Source organism: Corynebacterium kroppenstedtii DSM 44385 (assembly GCF_000023145.1).
Taxonomy (GTDB): domain Bacteria; phylum Actinomycetota; class Actinomycetes; order Mycobacteriales; family Mycobacteriaceae; genus Corynebacterium; species Corynebacterium kroppenstedtii.
Genome location: NC_012704.1, coordinates 369,607 through 389,105, shown reverse-complemented (window position 1 = coordinate 389,105; position 19,499 = coordinate 369,607). Strand labels below are relative to the sequence as shown.

The following is a 19,499-nucleotide window of genomic DNA, read 5'->3' as shown; positions in this document are numbered from 1 at the left end:
GAGCGAAAAAGCATTCCCACGCCTGGGGTGACTCAGAAATGACAGTCTGAAAGCACACCCATATTGTGAGGAGACCATTCTCAAGGCCAGTGCGGTCCGATAAACTGGTAGCACGTAACTCCCGCCGTGACATTTAGAAGGCTCTACCCGTGCCCCTGCTCAACATCAAAACAATCGAAGAACGAGTCAAAGCTCTCGCTGGACGCGAAGAGTACGATGATGAGCTGCTCTTCGAACTTCTTTCGGCATATGGCCGCTCTAATAGCAGCATCACCCGGCTCCGCAACGGCTCTATCAACGTAGCCGAGGATCCCTCGCAGGAATACGCACAGAAGAATGTCGTGTACTACCGCAACATTGCCGATACCAGTGACGCCACAGATGCCAACCGGTCAACCAAACAGCTTTCCCCCGCTGAGAGAGAAACTCGCCTCCTGAAAGCGGTCCAGGAGCTCCGTCAACATGAGCGCGTCGTCCGGTTCACTACCCGCTTCGTCATCGTCTCTGACAACCAATGGTTAGCAGCTGTAGATACAAAGACTAACGAGAACAGAATCTTCCCAATCGCGCAGATTGATAAGCACTATACCTTCTTCCTTCCGTGGGCAGGAATGGAAAAAGCCCAGTTCGCCGCTGAAAAGCATGCAGACACTAAAGCTGCAGAAAAAATGGGCAAGCTCTTCGATGCGTTGGTAGGCAACAATGCTGTTTCGCTGGCCACGGATGCCGATCGTCATGGGCTCAATATTTTCTTTACTCGGTTGCTCTTCTGCTACTTCGCGGAAGACACGGATCTCTTCCCCAAAGGAGCATTTACCAAGGCCATTGCGTCCTACACGCATGAAGATGGATCTGATGTAGCTCGTGTCATCACAGATATTTTCGCGGCATTAGACATGGCTGATAAATCAGAACTTGCTGAACATCTTCAAGTTTTCCCCTACGTCAATGGCCACCTTTTTTCTGCAGATGCTCCTTACCAAGTTCCAAACTTTGATAGAAAATCCCGAGACCTCCTCATCGAGCTGGGCCGCCTGATCTGGAAAGATGTCAATCCAGACATCTTCGGTTCCATGTTCCAGGCCGTGGTGCAAACGGGATCACGCTCCGAATTGGGACAACACTACACATCAGTGCCTAATATTTTGAAGACGATCGAACCTCTGTTTCTCGATGATCTCAAGGAACAGTTCGACAGTGCCTACAACTCAGTACCCAGACTTGAGAAATTACTAAGCCGCATCGCAGACATCAAGATTTTTGACCCGGCCTGTGGATCGGGAAACTTCCTTGTCATCGCCTACAAGGAGCTACGACGTCTGGAACACGCCATCCTGGACCGACTTGCGTATCTCAGTCCTAAACACCAGACCCTGTTCTCTGATTCTGTAGTAAAAATCGATCATTTTTACGGGATTGAGATTGACGATTTCGCGACCGAGGTGGCCATTCTGGCACTGTGGATCGCCAAACATCAGATGAACCAGGAGTATCTAGACAAGTTCGGCTTCCAGCTACCAATGATTCCGCTGCGCAGCATGGGGCAGATCACCTGCGCGAACGCCTGCCGCATCGATTGGCAGGAAGTCTGTCCCCACCAGACTGAGGACGAGGTCTATCTCATCAGTAACCCGCCCTATCTCGGGTCAAGCATGCAGACCAAGGAACAGAAGGAAGACCTAGCTGCCACGTACGCAGGAAGGAAGTTCTCCACAAACCAGGACTACATCTCCGCTTGGTTCATCAAAGGCTCTGATTACATTCAAGAATCCCGAGCACAGCTCGCGTTCATTACTACAAATAGCGTGTCTCAAGGCGACCACGTCGCACTGCTCTTCCCCACGATCTTCAACATGGGATTAGAAATCGGTTACGCCTACACATCGTTCAAATGGTCAAACAACGCAAAAGGCAACGCCGGGGTTACCGTGGCCGTAATTTCGTTGCGCAAATCCAGCAAGTCACCAAAGTATCTCTTCAGTAATTCCGTTCGAAACGAAGTCGCCGAGATTAATGGCTATTTGACCCCCGGACCAATTGTTAGTTTGAAGAGAAGGCCCAAACCACTATCAGGTTTTCCCCCAATGGTTCGTGGTTCCCAGCCAACTGATGGCGGTCATCTAAACTTGGACCAAACGGAATACAACGCACTAGTTCAAGCTTTCCCAGAGACTCAGAGATTCTTGAAGAAATATATTGGGGCGGCTGATTATATCCGAGGAAATGATCGATATTGCCTATGGATTGAGGATCAAGACGTAGAAGCAGCTTCTTTGATACCTGAGGTCGCTGACCGTTTAGATACCGTCGCACGTTTCCGTTCTGAGAGCAAGGCAGCGTCTACACGAGAATATGCTGCTTACCCGAATCGCTTCCGACAACGCGCCTACAAGCCCACGGACTCGATCATCGTGCCCAGCGTCTCATCTGAACGGCGCGAATACGTCCCGATTGGTTTTCTTGGACCCGATACCGTCATTTCGAACCTGGCCTTCGCTACCTACAACGCCGAACCGTGGCTCTTCGCCCTGCTCACCTCCAAGATCCACATGGTCTGGCTAGGCGCCGTTGGCGGGAAGATGAAGACGGACTACCGCTATTCCAACACCATCGTCTACAACAACTTCCCCGTCCCGCACCTCACGGGCCCGATGAAAGAAAAGCTCACGCGAACGGCACTGAGGATCCTGGACGTGCGAGAGTACTTCTGCGAACTCACACTTGCCGAGCTGTATGACCCAGACACGATGCCGGACCTGCTACGCCAGGCCCACGCGGAGAATGACGCGCTCGTGGATAGCATCTACCGCAAATCAGGGTTCGAGTCCGATGAAGAACGCCTTGCCGCATTATTCAAGCTATACGAAAAGATGACCACAGAAGAAGCAGAAGCTATCGAAGCCAAAAAGGCAGCCAAGAAAGCAGCTAAAACCACTACGCGGCGGCGTCGGAAACCAAGAAAGAGGCAACACAATGAGTGAACAGTCGAAGCCTGACATCAACGCCATGAACATCGTGGATGTGACCTACCAGCAATCAGGGAAGTCCGTAGCTACGAATGAACTCGGCATGCGGGAAATGCAGGCACGTGTGTGGGAAGCGCGCGGTGCCCAGTACCTGCTGATCAAAGCCCCACCGGCCTCCGGTAAATCACGCGCACTCATGTTCGTCGCACTCGATAAGCTCTTCAACCAGGGGCGCAGGAAAGTCATCGTCGCAGTCCCCGAGCGATCCATCGGCGGATCCTTCGGAGATACTGACCTGCAGACTAACGGGTTCTTCGCCAACTGGACCGTCAAACCGGAAAACAACCTATGCAGACCCGGATCCACGGCCTCCATGGTGGAATCCTTTAGGCGTTTTATGGCAAACAAAGATGCCATACTCGTTTGTACCCATGCCACCCTGCGCTATGCCTTCGATGCACTCTCCCCCGAGGATTTCAATGGCTGTGTGCTAGCGATCGATGAATTCCACCACGTCTCGGCCGATTTGGATAACAATCGCCTTGGCGGAGTTCTCCGCGATGTCATGGCCAAATCCGATGTCCATGTAATCGCAATGACCGGCTCCTATTTCCGTGGCGACAGCGTGCCCGTACTCACCGCAGAAGATGAAGCCAAATTCACGCCTGTTACCTTCAACTACTATGACCAGCTCAACGGATACCGTTACTTGCACTCGCTTGGCATCGGGCACCACTTTTACCAAGGTCGATACACCGATAGCATCGGCGAAGCTCTCGATCTTGACCTCAAAACGATCATTCATATCCCGTCGGTAAACTCTGGCGATTCTACTAAAGACAAATATGAAGAGGTCGGCAGGATAATAGATGCCATCGGTAAGGTGGTCGAAACCGATGAGCACGGAATACACGTTGTACGCCGCCGAGACAACGGCAAACTCATCCGCGTAGCAGATCTCGTGGATGACACAGACCAAAAGCAGCGCGCAGAGGTGCTTCACTACCTCTCCACTGTGGCATCTAAAGACAGAGATGCAGTAGACATCATCATTGCTCTCGGCATGGCAAAAGAAGGCTTCGACTGGCCTTATGCTGAGCATGCCCTGACCATCGGCTACCGCGCTTCCCTGACGGAAATCATTCAGATTATCGGGCGGGTTACTCGAGATTGCGAAGGAAAATCGCACGCACAATTCACTAACCTGGTCGCCCAGCCGGACGCGGATACGGGCGATGTCACCCTTGCAGTGAACAATATGCTCAAGGCCATCACCGCATCGCTGCTGATGGAGCAAGTTCTCGCTCCGAATTTCACCTTCAAAGCAAAGAAGACTGATGATTCCAACAACGAGACTGACAAAGGTGTAGTCAAGATCCAGGGTTTCCAGGAGCCCTCTACAGCGCGCGTCAAGCAAATCGTGGACACAGACTTGAGCGATCTTAAGGCCACAATTCTGCAGGACGTCACATTCGCTAAAGCTGCCGCCGGTGGAATGGAACCGGAGACCACTAACAAGGTCCTGATTCCGAGGATCATCCGGGAACGCTATCCGGATCTCACCGAGAAAGAAGTCGAAGAAGTCCGCCAGCAAGTAGTGGTGGACTCCGTGATTAAGAACGGCGAAGTCCGAGAAGTGGGCGATGATCGTTTTATTCGCATGGCGGACAAGTTTGTGGATATCGAGGAAATCAATATCAACCTCATTGATTCCATCAACCCGTTCCAAAAAGCGTTTGAGATCATGAGCAAAAACGTGGACACCTCAGTATTGCGAACGATCCAGGATGCGATCACGGCTTCTAAGGTCGAAGTGACAGAAGCTGAGGCGCTACAAATGGCGCCGAAGATTAAGGCGTTCGTGGAAATGCACAAGCGCAGGCCCGACTCACGCTCTGACAGTCCGCAGGAAAAGCGGCTAGGCGAGATTCTGCTGTGGCTGCAAGCAAAGAAGCGGCAACTAAATTCTACTAAACAGAACACGGAAAGCGAGCAGGAGCCCCAGAGGGGTGAAGCATAGATGTCAGAAGAGTTTTCTCCCGAGCTCTTAGAATTACTGGAAAACGACACAGAGGGACTCTTCGATGAGCCAGCCAAGCCACGCAAACTCACCAGCGATGATCGTCTTGAGCGGGCTTTTATAGAAGTACTCGAGTTCTACGACCAGAACGGTCGCGAACCGTCACCGGATACTCTTAACATTGCAGAGCGGAAGCTCGGGGCTCGCCTTGTTGGTATTCGTGCCGACGACAAGAAACGAGCAGCCCTCGCCCACCTCGATGATGTAGGACTGCTAGATCCTCCTGAGGTACCGGACTCCGTCGATGCCCTCCTGGAAGACCCAGAGTTCGGCGATGATGTACTCGGCAACATCCTGTCTGATGGAGAGAAAGAATCTGACCTCTACGATGTCAGTGTCCTTCCGAAGGCGACGCGTAAGAGTGCCGACTCTGTAGCCAAGCGTAAAAAAGCGAAGGACTTTGACCAATTCCGTGACTTTTTCAAGAAAAAGCACGAAGAATTGCGCAACGGCACCGCTGCACTCGCAGAGTTCTCCGGCGAAACGTCTATCACCGAGGGCAAGTTCTATCTGCTCAAAGGTTCTCTCGTATTCGTAGCGGAAGTTCACGACCCCGAGCCCAATGCGCCACTCGATTCTGGCGGCAAGCCCAAAGCTCGCTTGCGGCTGATTTTTGAAAACGGAACCGAGAGCGCCATGTATGTACAGTCCTTCGCGATTCGCCTTTACGAGGAGGATGGAAAAGTACTTGCCCGGACGACACCTATCCAAACCTCAGAAATCGATGGCGAAGAGATCGCCTCTGGGTATATCTATGTCCTGCGATCCTTGAGCGATGATCCTGACATCAAACAGATCAAGGACCTGTACAAGATCGGTTTCACTACTGGCACTGTCGAAGGCCGCATTCGAGGCGCAGAAAAATCAGCTACCTATCTATTCGCGCCTGTCGAGATAGCCGCGACCTACAAGCTGTATAACGTCAAGGCGTCAGCCGTCGAGGCCGCGATCCATCGAGCGTTCTCCCACGCCCGATTGGAAATTACTGCTCAAGACCCTAATTCCTTAGACAGTTCAACTAAGGCTACTCATGTCACCGAGTGGTTTGTAGCTCCTCTAGACTCGATCGACAAAGTCATAGGAGAGCTCTTTAGCTAAAAGAAAAGCGCTCTCCAGGGGCCTGACCACTGTGTCACGCGGTGCTCACAGCTCCAGCCAGTCAGTCCGCCGATGCACACCCAGATTTGCTTGGGAGTCACTCTCAAGTTGTTGAATTGGGCGTAGTCAATCTCAAAGGAGTACATCATGCTGAAACCACTGACTATGTCCGACGGCCGCACAATCCCCGTTCAGGGATTCGGCGTATACCAGATTCCCGCCGACCAAACGGCCGACGCAGTCACCCACGCCATCGAAGCCGGTTACCGTCACATTGATACCGCCCAGGCCTACTTCAACGAGGAAGCCGTCGGCGAAGGTATCCGTCGAAGCGGCATTGATCGTGACCAGCTCTTCCTGACCACCAAGGTGTGGCTTGACCGTTACGGCGAAGATGCGACCTACAACAGCGTGAAGGTCTCACTGGACAAACTAGGTACCGATTACGTTGACCTCATGCTGCTCCACCAGCCCTTTAACGATGTTTATGGCGCCTGGAGGGGTCTCGAACGCGCCCAGAAAGAGGGCCTGATCCGCTCCATCGGTGTATCGAACTTCACCCCGTCGCGCGTGCACGACTTGGGGTCTTTCAACTCCGCCTACCCCGTCGTGAACCAGATTGAGATCAACCCATTCAACCAGCAAACCGAGCGCGTCGCTGAGCTGCAGAAGCACGGCGTGACCGTCGAGGCCTGGGCCCCGTTTGGTGAAGGCCGCAATGGGCTTTTCGATAACCCCGTGCTCACCGAGATCGGGAAGCAATACGATAAGTCAGTCGCCCAGGTTGTGCTCCGGTGGCTCTACCAGCGGGACATCGTCGGGCTGGCAAAATCCGTCCATGCCGAGCGTATCCAGCAGAATTTCGACATCGAAGATTTCAGCTTAACCGATGAGGATATGGCCGCCATCGCTGAGCTTGATACTGGATCCTCACTGTTCTTCGACCACGAAGCAGTCGAGACCGTCGATTTCTTCACGGACCTCATCAACCAGCGGCGATAGAGCACCCCATGTTGTATTCGACCAGAGAAGCCTCCGAGGCCAGCGGAATCTCCGTAGACACCGTGCGGTACTACTGCAAAATCGGGCTCGTGCCGCGCGTCATGCGCGATGAAAACAACTATCGCGTCTTTGATGAGCACGATATTGCCTGGCTGCGGGGGCTCCGCTGCCTTCGCGAATGCGGCATGGGAATCGACCAAATGCGCGAATACATGGAGCTCTGCCTGGAGGGCGAGGGCAGTATCCCTCAGCGCAAGGACATCCTCCGGGATCAACGCCGTGTTGTCGAAGACAAGATCTCGAACTTGCGAGACATGCTGGCTTTTATCGATTCAAAGCTCAGCTACTACGACAAAGTTCGCGCCGGTGAGATCAAGTACGAATCCAGCCTGCTCGCGCCAGTTGCCCCGGTCAAAGACCGGTAGCCACTAGGCCCCTCGCAGCCGCTCGTTATTGACCACCCGGGCAGCAGCTTCAATCGCCATCCACCCAGACAATTGCACGGACAGATCACGCTCGGCGATCTCCGAGCCTGCCAATGCCCCACCGGTCGACCCAGCGATGCGCCCGCCCGAGCGCGGGAGCTCCGCCTGACGCGTCCAGTCGGCACTAAAAACGGGGAGCCCGTTCACTTCCAGGCGCTGGTCCCACACCGCGTCTGCCGTCGACAAGACAAGTTTTGCTGCCAAGCGCTTCGTCGCACGGGAAAGTTTCTGATCGTCGGGAAGATCCGTCGCCACTAAAGCCAGGTACCGCACCAAAATGCCGCGGAAGAGTCCGCCATCACCGCTGCCGGAGCCCTTGATCACGCCGGTGTCCGTCGCCAAGTTGACCGCGATGGCGTGGACCAGGTTGTGGACCCGGGTGATCGAGGACATTGCCACGCCGGAACCGGCGTGTGCTCCGGCGCTCGAGGGATCATCGGTGATGCCGGCTTCCTCGCGACGTCGTTGAGCAATCTCGACGCAGGCGCCCAGAGCAACGCCCTGGTTGTAGGCGTACACAGCCGTCGAGGGCTCCGGGCCATCCATCTTCATGCGGATGCCATCGATCAGGAGGCCGTCCTGGTTGATCAGGTTCTCAAACATCCAGTCGGTGAGGGCCTCGGCCTCATCCACGCGGCCCATCCGCGCCATCATGATCGCCGCCGGGCCATTCGTCGGGACGTTATAAAACGCCTCCCCCACGCGCCACGGAACAACCCCGGTCAGCGAGTCGACGCCGTCGATGATGTTCTGCTGGAGGTCTTTCAGGCTCCTCGCCTGGTGACCGTGGCCGAGCCCCTCTGCGCGGTCGAGTGCCAACGCTAACCAGGATTTGTCGTCGTAATAGCGGTTCTTGGTTAGCGGCGCACCGTTGCGGAGGCGGATTCCCCGCATGGTCCGGCTGATTCGGCGCGAGCGGGACTTCAGCGGACGGCGCGACGCCGCGTCCACTAAGCAATCCAAATAGTGGGCTTGCCACCAGTAATGCCAGCGCAGGAAGAATTTATCCCGCGTCAAGGCCGGCCACGAGACCACCGCGAGGTTCGTCCCCGGCAGGCCCCATACCCGGCGCGCGTGGCGCTCATGGATGGCGTCCTCGGCTAAATCGGCGCGGTGGTCCCATTTCTCCCACAGCTCCTGCTGGCGGCGTTGCGGCCGCAACGAGCTGCCACGATGGTTGACCTGCTCGGCGCGGTTAATTCGCGAACTGCCCTCGTTGTCGGCCACATCGCCGGCGGTAGCGTCCGCGGTAACGTCGGCGGGCGCGTCAGTCTGATTGCTATGTCGTTTATCCTGCATTGTATTAATCGTGCCCTATAGATGATGTAGGCGCTACTGAACCCACACGATTGGGCGGGCGCTGTGCGGGTACTGCGCGGTTACCACGCGCGGTCGCCGCCGAGAACCCGCGCGACTCACCACGCTCGCGACAGGTCCGCGTGCTGCCTCACCCACGCATGCATCGCGATCCCCGCCGCAACCCCCGCATTAATTGACCGCGTTGAACCAAACTGGGCGATCGACACCGTCTGCACAGCACCGCGCTGCGCTTCCTCACTCACCCCCGGCCCCTCTTGGCCAAACAGGAGGAGGCACCGCTCCGGCAACTCGGCCGTTTCCACAGGAACCGAGCCGGGCACATTGTCCACAGCAATCACGGTGAGATCATGCTCATGCGCCCACTGGAGCACGTCGTTAACCGTCGAGTGATGATAAAGATGCTGGTAGCGATCGGTCACCATGGCTCCGCGACGATTCCACCGCTTCTTGCCGACGATGTGCACCGCCTCCGCTGCAAACGCGTTCGCGGTCCTCACGACGGTCCCGATGTTGTGGTCCGACGTGAAATTCTCGATCGCAACGTGGAACGGGAAGCGGCGCGTGTCCAGGTCCGCGACGATGGCCTCGCGCTTCCAATACCGGTAGGCGTCAACGACATTGCGCCGGTCGCCCTCGTCCAAGAGCGTGGAATCATAACGATCATCCGTCGGACGTGGTTGGCCAGGATGCTCAACCTCCCACGGGCCAACGCCGACGGGGTGCGGATTCCACTCGGTGGCACCGACGCCAGCTGGTGGTTTGACCGTGCCTGAGCCTGACGCGTGGGGATCCGCCGCGTGGGGTGAATCACTCAAGTCCGAGATCCTTCAGCCCCAGGATGGATCGGTACTCCAAGCCTTCTTTATGGATGGCATCGGCCGCACCCGTGTTGCGGTCCACCACGGTGGCGACACCGACAACCTCGGCCCCGGCTTCACGTGCCGCCTTGACCGCCGTCAGTGGGCTATTTCCTGTGGTTGTCGTATCTTCGACGACGAGCACACGCTTGCCTTTGATGTCCGGTCCTTCAATACGACGCTGCATGCCGTGTTTCTTCGCCTCTTTGCGCACGACGAACGCGTCGATGGGCCGGCCGGATGCGTGCAAAACGGAATCGGCGACGGGGTCCGCGCCCAAGGTCAAGCCACCAACAGCGTCGAAATCCCAATCCTCGGTGAGCTGCCGCAGAAGAGCGCCGATCAATGGCGATGCCTCGTGGTGCAACGTCGCCCGCCGCAAATCGACGTAATAATCTGCCTCTTTACCGGAGGATAAGGTAACCTTCCCCATTACGACTGCCAGCTCTTTGACCAGCTCTGCAAGCCGGGCCCGGCGCTCTGGATCCAAATTCTTCGCGGCAGATGTTGGCTCGGCGTCTTTCGCCCCTGGGTTCGTGTGATCCGTCATAAAAAGAAACTCCTTCTGGCTGCTGGATTGTTCATTGCCCGCTTGTAGTTCCGCTTAATCCTGGTCTAGCCGATTCTCGGGCTCGAGTTCACCATCAACGATGGGCACATCATCATCCTCCCGCCGGTGGGACGCACCTCGCCGGGCCGAGCTCTTCCGGTGCCGCCCCTCCGACGGCGGGTCACCGAAAATGGTGGACTTGTCGTAATCGGACTCCACGCGGATGACTCGCCCTGACCGCTCATGCGCACCGGAGTGGTCAGGATCGCTACCGACAACGGGAATATCTCCGGTGGATTTCCCCACTTCATCCCACGCTTCGTCGTCCGTCGTGGTCCCCTCTCGTCGGCTTCGATCCCGGCGCGGCAAATCAACATATTCGTGGCGGAATTCGGGCCTATCCGACCATCCTATGTGAGCATCCGCACCAGATTGGTCCTCCTGGCTAGTCGGCTCATCATTATTGCCGACGTCGTTACTGCCGGATTGGCTGGCGGTAGCCGGTTGATCGGCAGCGGACTGCCCGCCAGACGGTTGGCCAGCCGTGGCGGAATGACCGGCGAGGCCAGCGTCGGGAACGGCCTGCATGCGTGGGCCGTCGCCAAGGGTGAAGATGTCGTACGAATACGCGCGGCCGGGGTCGCCATCCGTCATGTCCAGATACTCGGCTGTCGGGTTGGGCAGGACGCGGGTGGCGTCGTCAAGATCGGCGATATAGGCGAATATCCTGGGGATATCGTCGATGGTGGGGCGGCGGTTGCAGCGGACGAGGATCCACCACGGGTCGATGACGATGGCTGCGGTGGCGCCGCGGAGGTGTGCGAGTGCGCGGTCGGCGCGGGAATCCATCATGAGCCGGACGGACAGCGGGTCCGAGGAGAATACGGCGAATCCGCCGCACGATCCTACGTATTCCTGGTCGGGCCGGGGCGGTTTGATGTGGCCGGGGGCTTCGCCAGACTGGTCCTGCGGTGCCCAGCGGTCGCGGTCCCGGAAGTCGATGAGTATGTCGGAGGATCCGGATCGACGTAACCCCAGGTAAGAGTTGTCGTTGATGTCGGCCACGTGGGCGCGGCGGGCGCGCATCCGTCCCGACACGACGTCCTTGGCTTCGCTTGGTGATGCGCCGACGTGGTCGGCCCACTCGTGAGCCAAGTCGGGATCGGTGCGGTCAAACTGCCATCCGTGCTCGGCGGCCCATGATCGACGTGCCCGACGGGTCGCTCGGGTGGGGTTCTCGAACCACTCCTCTGTGGTGTCTTCTGGTGATTCTGCTGGTGGAGCTGTGTTTGCAGCTGCGCCTTCTGGTGAGTCGGCCGGCGATTCCGACGCGGCACCCGCGTTACCTGCGGGGACGCTGCGAGATGGTGAAACTGTGTCCCGACGTTCGCCTCCATCATTGCGCGTCCCAGCGGACGCGTTGTCCTCACCGTCATCATGGGACGCCGTTCCACGCTGGGCATCCACTGGCTCATCCGCGTGCGTCATCGAGAAGTCGTTACCAGGCAGGCCAGCGTCGGACCATTCCTGATCAGCGCGCTCTTCCTCCGCCTCAACATGCGGGTGCACACCGAAATGTGAGAATGCTTCATCCGCAGTCTGAGTCTGCTGGGGATTAAAGCGTGGGTTTCTGCGGCGCGGCGGGATTGCATCGCCAGCATCGCCAGAGCCAGCGTCGGCATCATTAAACGGAACATCATCAGACGCACCACGCGTACCACCGGACGCCCTCTCCCCTTCAAACGAACGGTCACCCCTCGCCACCATGGAAGACGTCGACCGTTCGTGCACGCCAGCGTGGCGGCTGAGAACTCGGCGCCACTCCCTATCATCTGCCGGTCGGTTGGCAGCCCACAGCAGCGCTGCAGCCGCGAGGAGCAGCAGAGCGCCAAGAATCAGGAAAACTGCGGAATTCATCGTTAGATAGTCTATCCGCTTACGCGGACAATGCCTCCACCCGCACACAAAGGCCGCCACCCCTGCCCCTGGGGATCACGCGTCGAGCCCGACAGGGAGTAGTGGCAGCCGTCGTTGACCAGTTATTCGCTGACAGACCCTACACGTCAATATCGTTCTCGGCGGCGTAGGCACTCTGGTCTAACAACTCGCCAAGGTCAGAGATGCGAACCTCGTACAGCCAGCCATCGCCGTAGGGGTCGGAGTTGATCACGCCGGCGTCGTCGCCAAGGTCCTCATTGATCGAGACCACTTCGCCCGAGACGGGAGCGAAAATGTCGGAGACTGACTTGGTGGATTCCACCTCACCGAAAGCCTCTCCGGCTTCGACCTCCGTGCCGACGTCGGGCAGGTCAACATACACGATCTCGCCCAGCTGGTCAGCGGCAACATGGGTAATGCCGACGCGGACGGTGTCGCCAGGCTCGGCGGCGTCGTTGTCGATCCACTCGTGGTCACTGGAGTACAGGTAGTCAGCGGGCAATGAAACGTTGGACATCAGGATCTCCTTCGCATTGTTATCCGCACTCGTCGCTGCGGATGAATGGTTTTTACCGTCGATTGATGGGGGTCGATTGTTGGGGGCTAGCGGTCGCGCTTATAGAACGGAAGCTGAACCACCGTGTAGGGATAATGCTTACCACGAATGTCCACGGAAAGCGCGGTTCCCGGCTCCGCGACGTCCGCGTCCACATAGGCCATGGCCACGGGGTAGCCGAGTGTCGGCGACAGCGCGCCCGAGGTGACCTCCCCGACCTCTTTATCGTCGCTGGTCAAGACGGTGTAGCCGGCGCGGGCAGCTCGCCGCCCGTCCCCTTTGAGCCCGACGAGTTTCTGTGCCGCACCGTTCTTCTTCGCAGCGACGATGGCGTCCCGGCCGACGAAGGCGTCCTTGCTCTTCGTCGCGGCCAACACGCCAAGGCCGGCGTCGACCGGGGTGTGCGACCGGTCGAGCTCGTGGCCGTAGAGAGGCATGCCCGCCTCCAGTCGGAGCGTATCGCGGCTGGCCAGCCCGCATGGTGTCACCGCGTCGGTACCCATGATCGCGGCCCATACGTCGTGGGCGCCGCTGTTCGGAACGAAGATCTCGAACCCGTCTTCCCCGGTGTATCCCGTGCGGGCGATAATCACGTCGTGCCCGGCAACGGTGCCGCGGAAGAAGGCGTAGTACTTCACCTCAGCCAGGTTGCGGACATCCGCGCCGGGTAGCGACGCCAAGACGCGCTCCGCATTGGGGCCTTGCACAGCGATTAACGACGTTTCGCTGGATTCGTCGGCCACGGTGCAGTCGAAAGCCTCAGCGCGAGAGACTAATTTCGAGGCCACCGTCGGCGCGTTGCCGGCGTTGGGGATGACCAGGAATTCGTCGTCGGCGAGGCGGTAGGTGATGAGGTCGTCGATGATGGTGCCGTCCTCGGTACACATCATGGAGTACTTCGCCTTGCCGACGGCCACGGCGGATAACCGTGAGATCAGTGCGTGGTCGAGCGCTTCGGCTGCCTGTGGGCCGCTGACTCGGACCTCGCCCATGTGGGAGAGGTCGAAAATGCCGGCGTCAGTGCGAACGGCTTTGTGTTCGTCCAGTTCACTGCCGTATTTGAGGGGCATATCCCAGCCGCCGAAATCGGTGAAGCGGGCGCCGAGTTCCTCGTGGACATCGTGCAATGCGGTCTTTTGTGGGGTGGATGATCCTGTGCCGGATCCTGTGGCGGGTTGGTCTGTCACGTCGTGTTCTCCTGTCAACATCGCTTGGGGTTAGTCGTCCGTGGGGGTTGGTGCTGGTGTGGGTGCCTATTTATCCAGGCTGTTGAATTCATCGTCGGTGATGGCGAAATCCTCCAAGGGTGGGCACGAGCACGCCACATGACGGTCGCCGTAGGCATTGTCGATGCGGCGAACCGGCGGGAAGTACTTGGTCCGACGCAACCCGGGGACGGGGAATGCCGCTTTCTCACGAGTGAAGTGGCCGTGGGACACGGCGTCGTCGAAGTCGTCGCGCGTCACTGACCAGGCCGTATAGGGAGCGTGGCGAATCACGGAATCTTCCTCAGCGACGGTGCCGTCGATCACCTCGTCAATTTCGCGACGGATCGTGTGCATGGCTTCGATAAAGCGGTCGAGTTCGCCCTTGTCCTCGCTCTCGGTGGGCTCCACCATGAGAGTCCCCGGCACGGGGAAGGCCAGGGTCGGCGCGTGGAAGCCGAAGTCCATGAGCCGCTTGGACACGTCCTCCGCGGTGATGCCGGAGCGTTTCGTGATCTCGCGCAGGTCGAGGATGCATTCGTGCGCAACCAAACCGTTCTTGCCCGTGTACAGGGTCGGGAAATCGTCGGCGAGCTGGTGAGAGATGTAGTTAGCGTTCACCAGGGCCATTTCCGACGCGGCCGCCAGGCCATCGCCACCCATCAGCGCGATGTATGCCCAGGAGATCGGGACGACGCCGGCGGAACCATAGGTGGCACCGGCAATCGGCACGCCGTGAGCCTCGGACGGGACATCGCCGGAGCGCTCTGCGTCGGTAGTTGTTGTTTCCATCGGATCAGCCGGCAAGAACGGCACCAGGTGCTCAGCAACACACAGCGGGCCGACGCCGGGGCCGCCACCACCATGAGGAATGGTGAAGGTCTTGTGCAGGTTGAGGTGGCTGACGTCGCCACCGAACTGCCCGGGTTTCGCCAGCCCGACCAGCGCGTTGAGGTTAGCACCGTCGATGTACACCTGCGCACCGGCCGCGTGGACCTTCTCACACACGTCGCAAACATGCTCTTCGTAAACGCCATGGGTGGACGGGTACGTGATCATGATGGCGGCAACTTTGTCGCCTTGCTTCTCCAGCTTCGCGTCCAGGTCATCGAGGTCGATGGATCCGTCGTCGCGAGATTTCACCGCGACAACTTTCAGACCAGCCAATGCCGCCGACGCCGCATTGGTACCGTGGGCGGACTCCGGGATCAGGCAGATGGTGCGCTCATTATCGCCGCGCGATTGGTGGTAGCGGCGAATAGCCAGCAGACCAGCGAATTCGCCCTGCGACCCCGCGTTGGGCTGCACGCTCACAGCCGCGTAGCCGGTCATCTCCGCCAGACTGTCCTGCAGGTCATGGATGAGTTCACGCCACCCCGCCGTCTGATCGTCGGGAGCCATCGGGTGAATGGAGGCAAAGCCCGGCCACGTGATCGGCTCCATCTCTACTGCAGAGTTCAGTTTCATCGTGCATGAACCGAGCGGAATCATGGTGCGGTCGAGGGCGAGGTCGCGGTCGGAAAGCATCCGCAGATACCTCATCATTTCGGTTTCTGAGGTAATGGCGTGGAAGATCGGGTGCGTCAAAATCTCATCGAGACGAAGAAGATCCGCAGGCAGATGCGCTGTCCCGGCCGTCGCCACATCGCGGTGATCACCAGGTAGCCCGGAGGTGAGCTCACGCACTTCATCCAAACTGTCGGGACCGGAACCACTATCGCGGCCCTCAGCGCTGATCAGTATCGCAGCCAACTGACGAATATCAGTATCGGTCGTAGATTCACCGATGGAGATACCAACCAGCCGACCACCGAGTTCTCGCAGGTTAAAGCCCTCTTCATGGGCCCGCGCGACGGCGATACGCGCTGCATTATCAGTGCTGTGCTTCACGGTGACGGTGTCGAAGAACGTCTCATGCTCAATGCGAAGACCAGCCGCAACGACGGCATCGGCCAGCGCAGCAGCATGCGCGTGAATACGGCCAGCGATTTCCTTCAAGCCATCCGGCCCATGCCACACCGCGTACATGCCGGCCACAACAGCCAACAGCGCTTGCGCCGTGCAGATATTAGAGGTCGCGCGGTCGCGTCGAATATGTTGCTCGCGGGTTTGCAGAGCCAAGCGATACGCGGGAGTTCCTTCCTCATCCTTCGACACACCGACGATGCGCCCCGGCATCTTCCTGGTCAGCGAGGTCGTCACAGCCATAAACGCCGCATGGGGCCCACCGAAGAACAGCGGCACACCGAAGCGTTGCGCAGAACCCACCGCGATATCCGCACCGAGCTCACCCGGCGATGCCAGAAGCGTCTGCGCAAGAAGGTCACAATCCACCGTGACCAGCGCTTTCTTCTCCTTCGCGGCGTCAATCAGGGGCTTCAGGTCACGCACCTCACCCGTCGTTCCGGGCTGAGCAATAACGACGCCGGCAAGGTTCTCCTCGTCGGCAATCGTGTCTGTGGTAATCGTCGATACGCGAAGCGAAATACCAGCAGCTTTCGCCCGCGACCGAACAACAGCGATCACCTGCGGGTGGCAGGCGCTATCGAGGAGCACGACCGACTCCCCACCTTTACGCCGCCGCCCACCGCGGATCATCAGCTGAACGGCCTCCGCGACGGCAGTGGCTTCATCCAGCAAGGACGCATTAACGACGTCGAACCCGGTTAAATCCCCCACCGCAGTTTGGAAGTTCAGCAGCGCCTCCAGGCGGCCCTGAGAAATCTCCGGCTGATACGGCGTATACGCGGTGTACCACCCCGGGTTTTCCACAATGTTTCGCCTGATCACCGCCGGCGTGACCGTGTCATAATAACCCGCGCCGATCAGCTGCTTCTTCTGAACATTTTTATCGGCATACACCTGCAGCGCGGACAACACGTCCTGCTCAGTGCGACGAGGCGGCAGATTGAGATCCCGGTTCTTGATGGAATCAGGCAACGCTGCCTCGGCGAGTTCGCGTGCCGACGAATACCCCAAGGTCTGCAGCATCTGCCGAATGCTCGACGAGTTGGGGCCAATGTGGCGCGACGGGAACGCCGCGGCAGACACGCGCGGTGAACTCAACGGCGCGGTGAGGTCTGCCGTGGATTTAATAGACGCGGGGGCCGCACCCTGCGTGTTCTGCGGATCAAATTTCGGGTGAGCCTGGTGGGGTGACTGCTGCTGAGACTGTGGATGAGACATTGTTTCCCATTCGTCGAAGGCGATGACCGGTCGCCTCCCCCGCACTGTCTCCTGTACCTGAGAGCTTCGGCAGCCTTAGCAACGCGCTGTGTTTGGCCCTGCATGGAGCCCTACAAATCTATAGAGCCCACAGGTCGCGTTGCTTCGGTCTGCTTTTCTCCTTCGGCGGCTGCATACGCAGCTCTTTCCAGTGGTGCCTCATTGCAGCGGTACTGGGCCTGAGAGATTCCCGGGGAGGGTTTGCTCCTACGGCGCTACTTTCCTGGCCGGAAGCACAATGCGCCCGGCGCGGAAAGCAAGCTCTCCCGTTGCAACTCGTAACGGCATGTTCGTCACTCGACTATATCCGCAACCCCGGACATGTCGAGCGCACTTCGCCATCTGGTTACCTCATTTCGAGGCAATGAGCAGGCACGACGCCAGTAGGTTACCCCCGACGGGCAGAAATATTTACACGAACGTCACATGGTTCGGGCGGTGACGGGGTCGCGCAATGCTTAATCGCCCGAGCGCTCGATGGGATTCTCAGGATTCCCCGCCCACTGCGACCAACCACCGGTGAACAGCGTGGCACCGTCGATCCCACCATGCTCCATCACGGCAATCATCGCGCACGAGTGCAGCGCGGATCCGGAATACACAGCCACTTTCGAGCCGTCGGTAATTCCCGCCCTGTTGAACCGTGCCCGAATCTCGTCGGGCGACAGCACCGTCCGGTCCTCGTTATAAAAGTCCTGGACCGGCATGTTGATCGCACCCGGGATGTGGCCAGCGCGGAAGTCCAACTTTTCGGCGATCCCATTGAAACGACGCTCGTCGCGCGCATCAAGGAGGAAACCGCCGTCTTTAATCCACTGGTCGATCTCATCGGCTTCGATGGTGGGCATATTGCCGACGGTGATCTCTGTGCGAAACCGCTGCGGGAGGCTCCCCGGCCCGGCGATGACGGGATGGCCGGCGTCTTCCCACGCCGGAAGGCCACCGTCGAGAATATGAATGTCGGTGAACCCAGCCCACTTGAGAATCCACCAGGCGCGGGCGGAGAAAATGCCGTGGTGCTGGCCGTAAATGATGATCGGCGTCTTCTTGTCCAGCCCCCACTTGTAGACCCAGTCCTGCAGGATCCCTTTGTTCGGAAGCGGGTTACGCCCGGCTTCGCGCGAAGGAAGCCCCGTGAGGGCCAACTCTGGCGGGCAGAACTGAGCGTCCGGAATGTGTTCGGACACGAACCTCGAATACGCGGTGCGGCTTCCACTGGACCAGTGGGTGCTCAAGATACTAATACGATTCGATTTGTTGATAGCTTTGGACAAGATATCTGGAGAAACGTACACGGTCATGGGCACTAGCTTATGCGGACGAGCTCCAGACTGCAGTGTGGCAGGTTGTGAGATGCTCCTGGTAACGACAACGGTTACCCTTTAAAAGCGTGTCATCCGGTCACTCACGCGTATTGAGGGTAGGCTTCATATAGTCTTAGTTTTCAAAGCTTAGTTAATTCCAGACAAGGGAGTTTGACATGCATTTATGCATCGACAATGTGACCGTGAAATACGGCTCCACAGTGGCGGTGCAGGATGCCAATCTAGTTTTGGGCGCTGGTGTTCATGCCCTGCTGGGCCCCAATGGTGCGGGTAAATCTTCACTACTTGAGGTAATCGCTACGTTACGAAAGCCTTCGTCGGGGAGTTTTCGTTTTACTGACAATGATCCCGATTCGGCTAATCGGAATGACTACACAGGCATGGACCTGCGGCACATTCTGGGATATCTACCACAAGAGAACCTGCCGAAATCACGTTTTACCGTCCGAGAACATTTGGCTTATATGTGCTGGCTCAAACAAATACCGGATGGGAACGTGTCGGCCGAAGTTGATCGGTTGATAAATCTGACAGAGCTATCAGACAAAGCGGATGCCACCATTGGGTCACTATCCGGCGGCATGAGACGGCGCGTCGGAATCGCTTCTGCACTGGTAGGTTCCCCACGTCTACTCATACTTGATGAAGCTTCGGCTGGACTTGACATGGCACAGCGTGATTCACTTCGAAGAATCGTTGCGACTGTTGCTCAAGATGCCGTCGTCCTTACCTCGACTCATATTGTCGAAGACATTATTGACATCGCCGACACCCTCACCGTCATGTCCCGGGGTGCCTTTATGTTCTCTGGAGGGTGGGATGAGTTTTGCCATACCCGCCAGCTTCCCGAGCTGAAAGCCCAGTACCTAGACCTAGTAGGTGAGCGCTAGCT

14 protein-coding genes and 1 riboswitch are annotated in these 19,499 nt (G+C 58.1%); of the genes, 6 read left to right on the top strand and 8 right to left on the bottom strand.

What is annotated here, in order from left to right; genetic code table 11:
• The first annotated feature begins 149 nt into the window (after positions 1-149).
• From CKROP_RS01500 to CKROP_RS01480, 5 genes are all read left to right on the top strand, one after another.
• On the top strand, positions 150-2,981 hold the full coding sequence (locus CKROP_RS01500) for a class I SAM-dependent DNA methyltransferase (protein ID WP_012730980.1): 2,832 nt from the start codon (positions 150-152) through the stop codon (positions 2,979-2,981).
• Positions 2,974-4,986, top strand: coding sequence for a DEAD/DEAH box helicase (locus CKROP_RS01495; RefSeq protein ID WP_041628729.1), 2,013 nt, complete (start codon positions 2,974-2,976; stop codon positions 4,984-4,986). The genes CKROP_RS01500 and CKROP_RS01495 overlap by 8 nt, the downstream gene beginning before the upstream one ends.
• Entirely contained in the window at positions 4,987-6,144 is a 1,158-nt protein-coding gene (locus CKROP_RS01490; protein WP_012730978.1) for a GIY-YIG nuclease family protein, read from the top strand.
• Positions 6,145-6,291: 147 nt separating this feature from the next.
• Positions 6,292-7,146 (top strand): aldo/keto reductase, encoded by an 855-nt coding sequence (locus tag CKROP_RS01485; protein ID WP_012730977.1) that lies wholly within the window; start codon positions 6,292-6,294, stop codon positions 7,144-7,146.
• Positions 7,147-7,154: 8 nt separating this feature from the next.
• Positions 7,155-7,571 (top strand): MerR family transcriptional regulator, encoded by a 417-nt coding sequence (locus tag CKROP_RS01480; RefSeq protein ID WP_012730976.1) that lies wholly within the window; start codon positions 7,155-7,157, stop codon positions 7,569-7,571.
• A gap of 3 nt (positions 7,572-7,574) precedes the next feature.
• Here the strand turns inward: CKROP_RS01480 and CKROP_RS01475 are convergent, their stop codons facing one another.
• The 8 genes from CKROP_RS01475 to CKROP_RS01440 form a co-directional block, all read right to left on the bottom strand.
• Positions 7,575-8,930 carry a glycoside hydrolase family 76 protein gene (locus tag CKROP_RS01475; RefSeq protein ID WP_012730975.1) on the bottom strand — a complete coding sequence of 452 codons (1,356 nt, stop codon included), beginning with the start codon at positions 8,928-8,930 and terminating at the stop codon, positions 7,575-7,577.
• 116 nt (positions 8,931-9,046) lie between these two features.
• Entirely contained in the window at positions 9,047-9,766 is a 720-nt protein-coding gene (locus CKROP_RS01470; protein ID WP_012730974.1) for a TrmH family RNA methyltransferase, read from the bottom strand.
• Positions 9,759-10,358 (bottom strand): orotate phosphoribosyltransferase, encoded by a 600-nt coding sequence (pyrE, locus tag CKROP_RS01465; RefSeq protein ID WP_012730973.1) that lies wholly within the window; start codon positions 10,356-10,358, stop codon positions 9,759-9,761. The genes CKROP_RS01470 and pyrE overlap by 8 nt, the downstream gene beginning before the upstream one ends.
• Before the next feature lie 54 nt (positions 10,359-10,412).
• Positions 10,413-12,275: a type III secretion system chaperone family protein gene (locus tag CKROP_RS01460; RefSeq protein ID WP_041628727.1), complete on the bottom strand. Its 1,863-nt coding sequence runs from the start codon at positions 12,273-12,275 to the stop codon at positions 10,413-10,415.
• Positions 12,276-12,414: 139 nt separating this feature from the next.
• Complete coding sequence (gene gcvH, locus CKROP_RS01455; protein ID WP_012730971.1) at positions 12,415-12,813, bottom strand: glycine cleavage system protein GcvH; 399 nt, start codon at positions 12,811-12,813, stop codon at positions 12,415-12,417.
• 86 nt (positions 12,814-12,899) lie between these two features.
• Complete coding sequence (gene gcvT / locus CKROP_RS01450; RefSeq protein ID WP_052292321.1) at positions 12,900-14,060, bottom strand: glycine cleavage system aminomethyltransferase GcvT; 1,161 nt, start codon at positions 14,058-14,060, stop codon at positions 12,900-12,902.
• A gap of 45 nt (positions 14,061-14,105) precedes the next feature.
• Positions 14,106-17,243, bottom strand: a complete 3,138-nt coding sequence (gcvP, locus tag CKROP_RS01445) for an aminomethyl-transferring glycine dehydrogenase (RefSeq protein WP_012730969.1) — start codon at positions 17,241-17,243, stop codon at positions 14,106-14,108.
• Between the two features lie 197 nt (positions 17,244-17,440).
• Positions 17,441-17,561, bottom strand: a riboswitch (glycine riboswitch).
• Between the two features lie 179 nt (positions 17,562-17,740).
• Entirely contained in the window at positions 17,741-18,469 is a 729-nt protein-coding gene (locus CKROP_RS01440) for a sulfurtransferase (protein ID WP_169302936.1), read from the bottom strand.
• A 293-nt stretch (positions 18,470-18,762) separates the two neighbouring features.
• Between CKROP_RS01440 and CKROP_RS01435 the strand changes: the two genes are divergently transcribed.
• Positions 18,763-19,497, top strand: a complete 735-nt coding sequence (locus tag CKROP_RS01435) for an ATP-binding cassette domain-containing protein (RefSeq protein WP_012730967.1) — start codon at positions 18,763-18,765, stop codon at positions 19,495-19,497.
• Positions 19,498-19,499 lie beyond the last annotated feature (2 nt).

Excerpts from the sequence above, each read along its gene's own strand:
- CKROP_RS01485 (WP_012730977.1), top strand. The coding sequence starts at position 6,292 with ATGCTGAAACCACTGACTATGTCCGACGGCCGCACAATCCCCGTTCAG.
- gcvH (WP_012730971.1), bottom strand. The coding sequence starts at position 12,813 with ATGTCCAACGTTTCATTGCCCGCTGACTACCTGTACTCCAGTGACCAC.
- pyrE (WP_012730973.1), bottom strand. The coding sequence starts at position 10,358 with ATGACGGATCACACGAACCCAGGGGCGAAAGACGCCGAGCCAACATCT.
- CKROP_RS01495 (WP_041628729.1), top strand. The coding sequence starts at position 2,974 with ATGAGTGAACAGTCGAAGCCTGACATCAACGCCATGAACATCGTGGAT.
- CKROP_RS01490 (WP_012730978.1), top strand. The coding sequence starts at position 4,987 with ATGTCAGAAGAGTTTTCTCCCGAGCTCTTAGAATTACTGGAAAACGAC.
- CKROP_RS01460 (WP_041628727.1), bottom strand. The coding sequence starts at position 12,275 with ATGAATTCCGCAGTTTTCCTGATTCTTGGCGCTCTGCTGCTCCTCGCG.
- CKROP_RS01480 (WP_012730976.1), top strand. The coding sequence starts at position 7,155 with ATGTTGTATTCGACCAGAGAAGCCTCCGAGGCCAGCGGAATCTCCGTA.
- gcvT (WP_052292321.1), bottom strand. The coding sequence starts at position 14,060 with ATGTTGACAGGAGAACACGACGTGACAGACCAACCCGCCACAGGATCC.
- CKROP_RS01435 (WP_012730967.1), top strand. The coding sequence starts at position 18,763 with ATGCATTTATGCATCGACAATGTGACCGTGAAATACGGCTCCACAGTG.
- CKROP_RS01475 (WP_012730975.1), bottom strand. The coding sequence starts at position 8,930 with ATGCAGGATAAACGACATAGCAATCAGACTGACGCGCCCGCCGACGTT.
- gcvP (WP_012730969.1), bottom strand. The coding sequence starts at position 17,243 with ATGTCTCATCCACAGTCTCAGCAGCAGTCACCCCACCAGGCTCACCCG.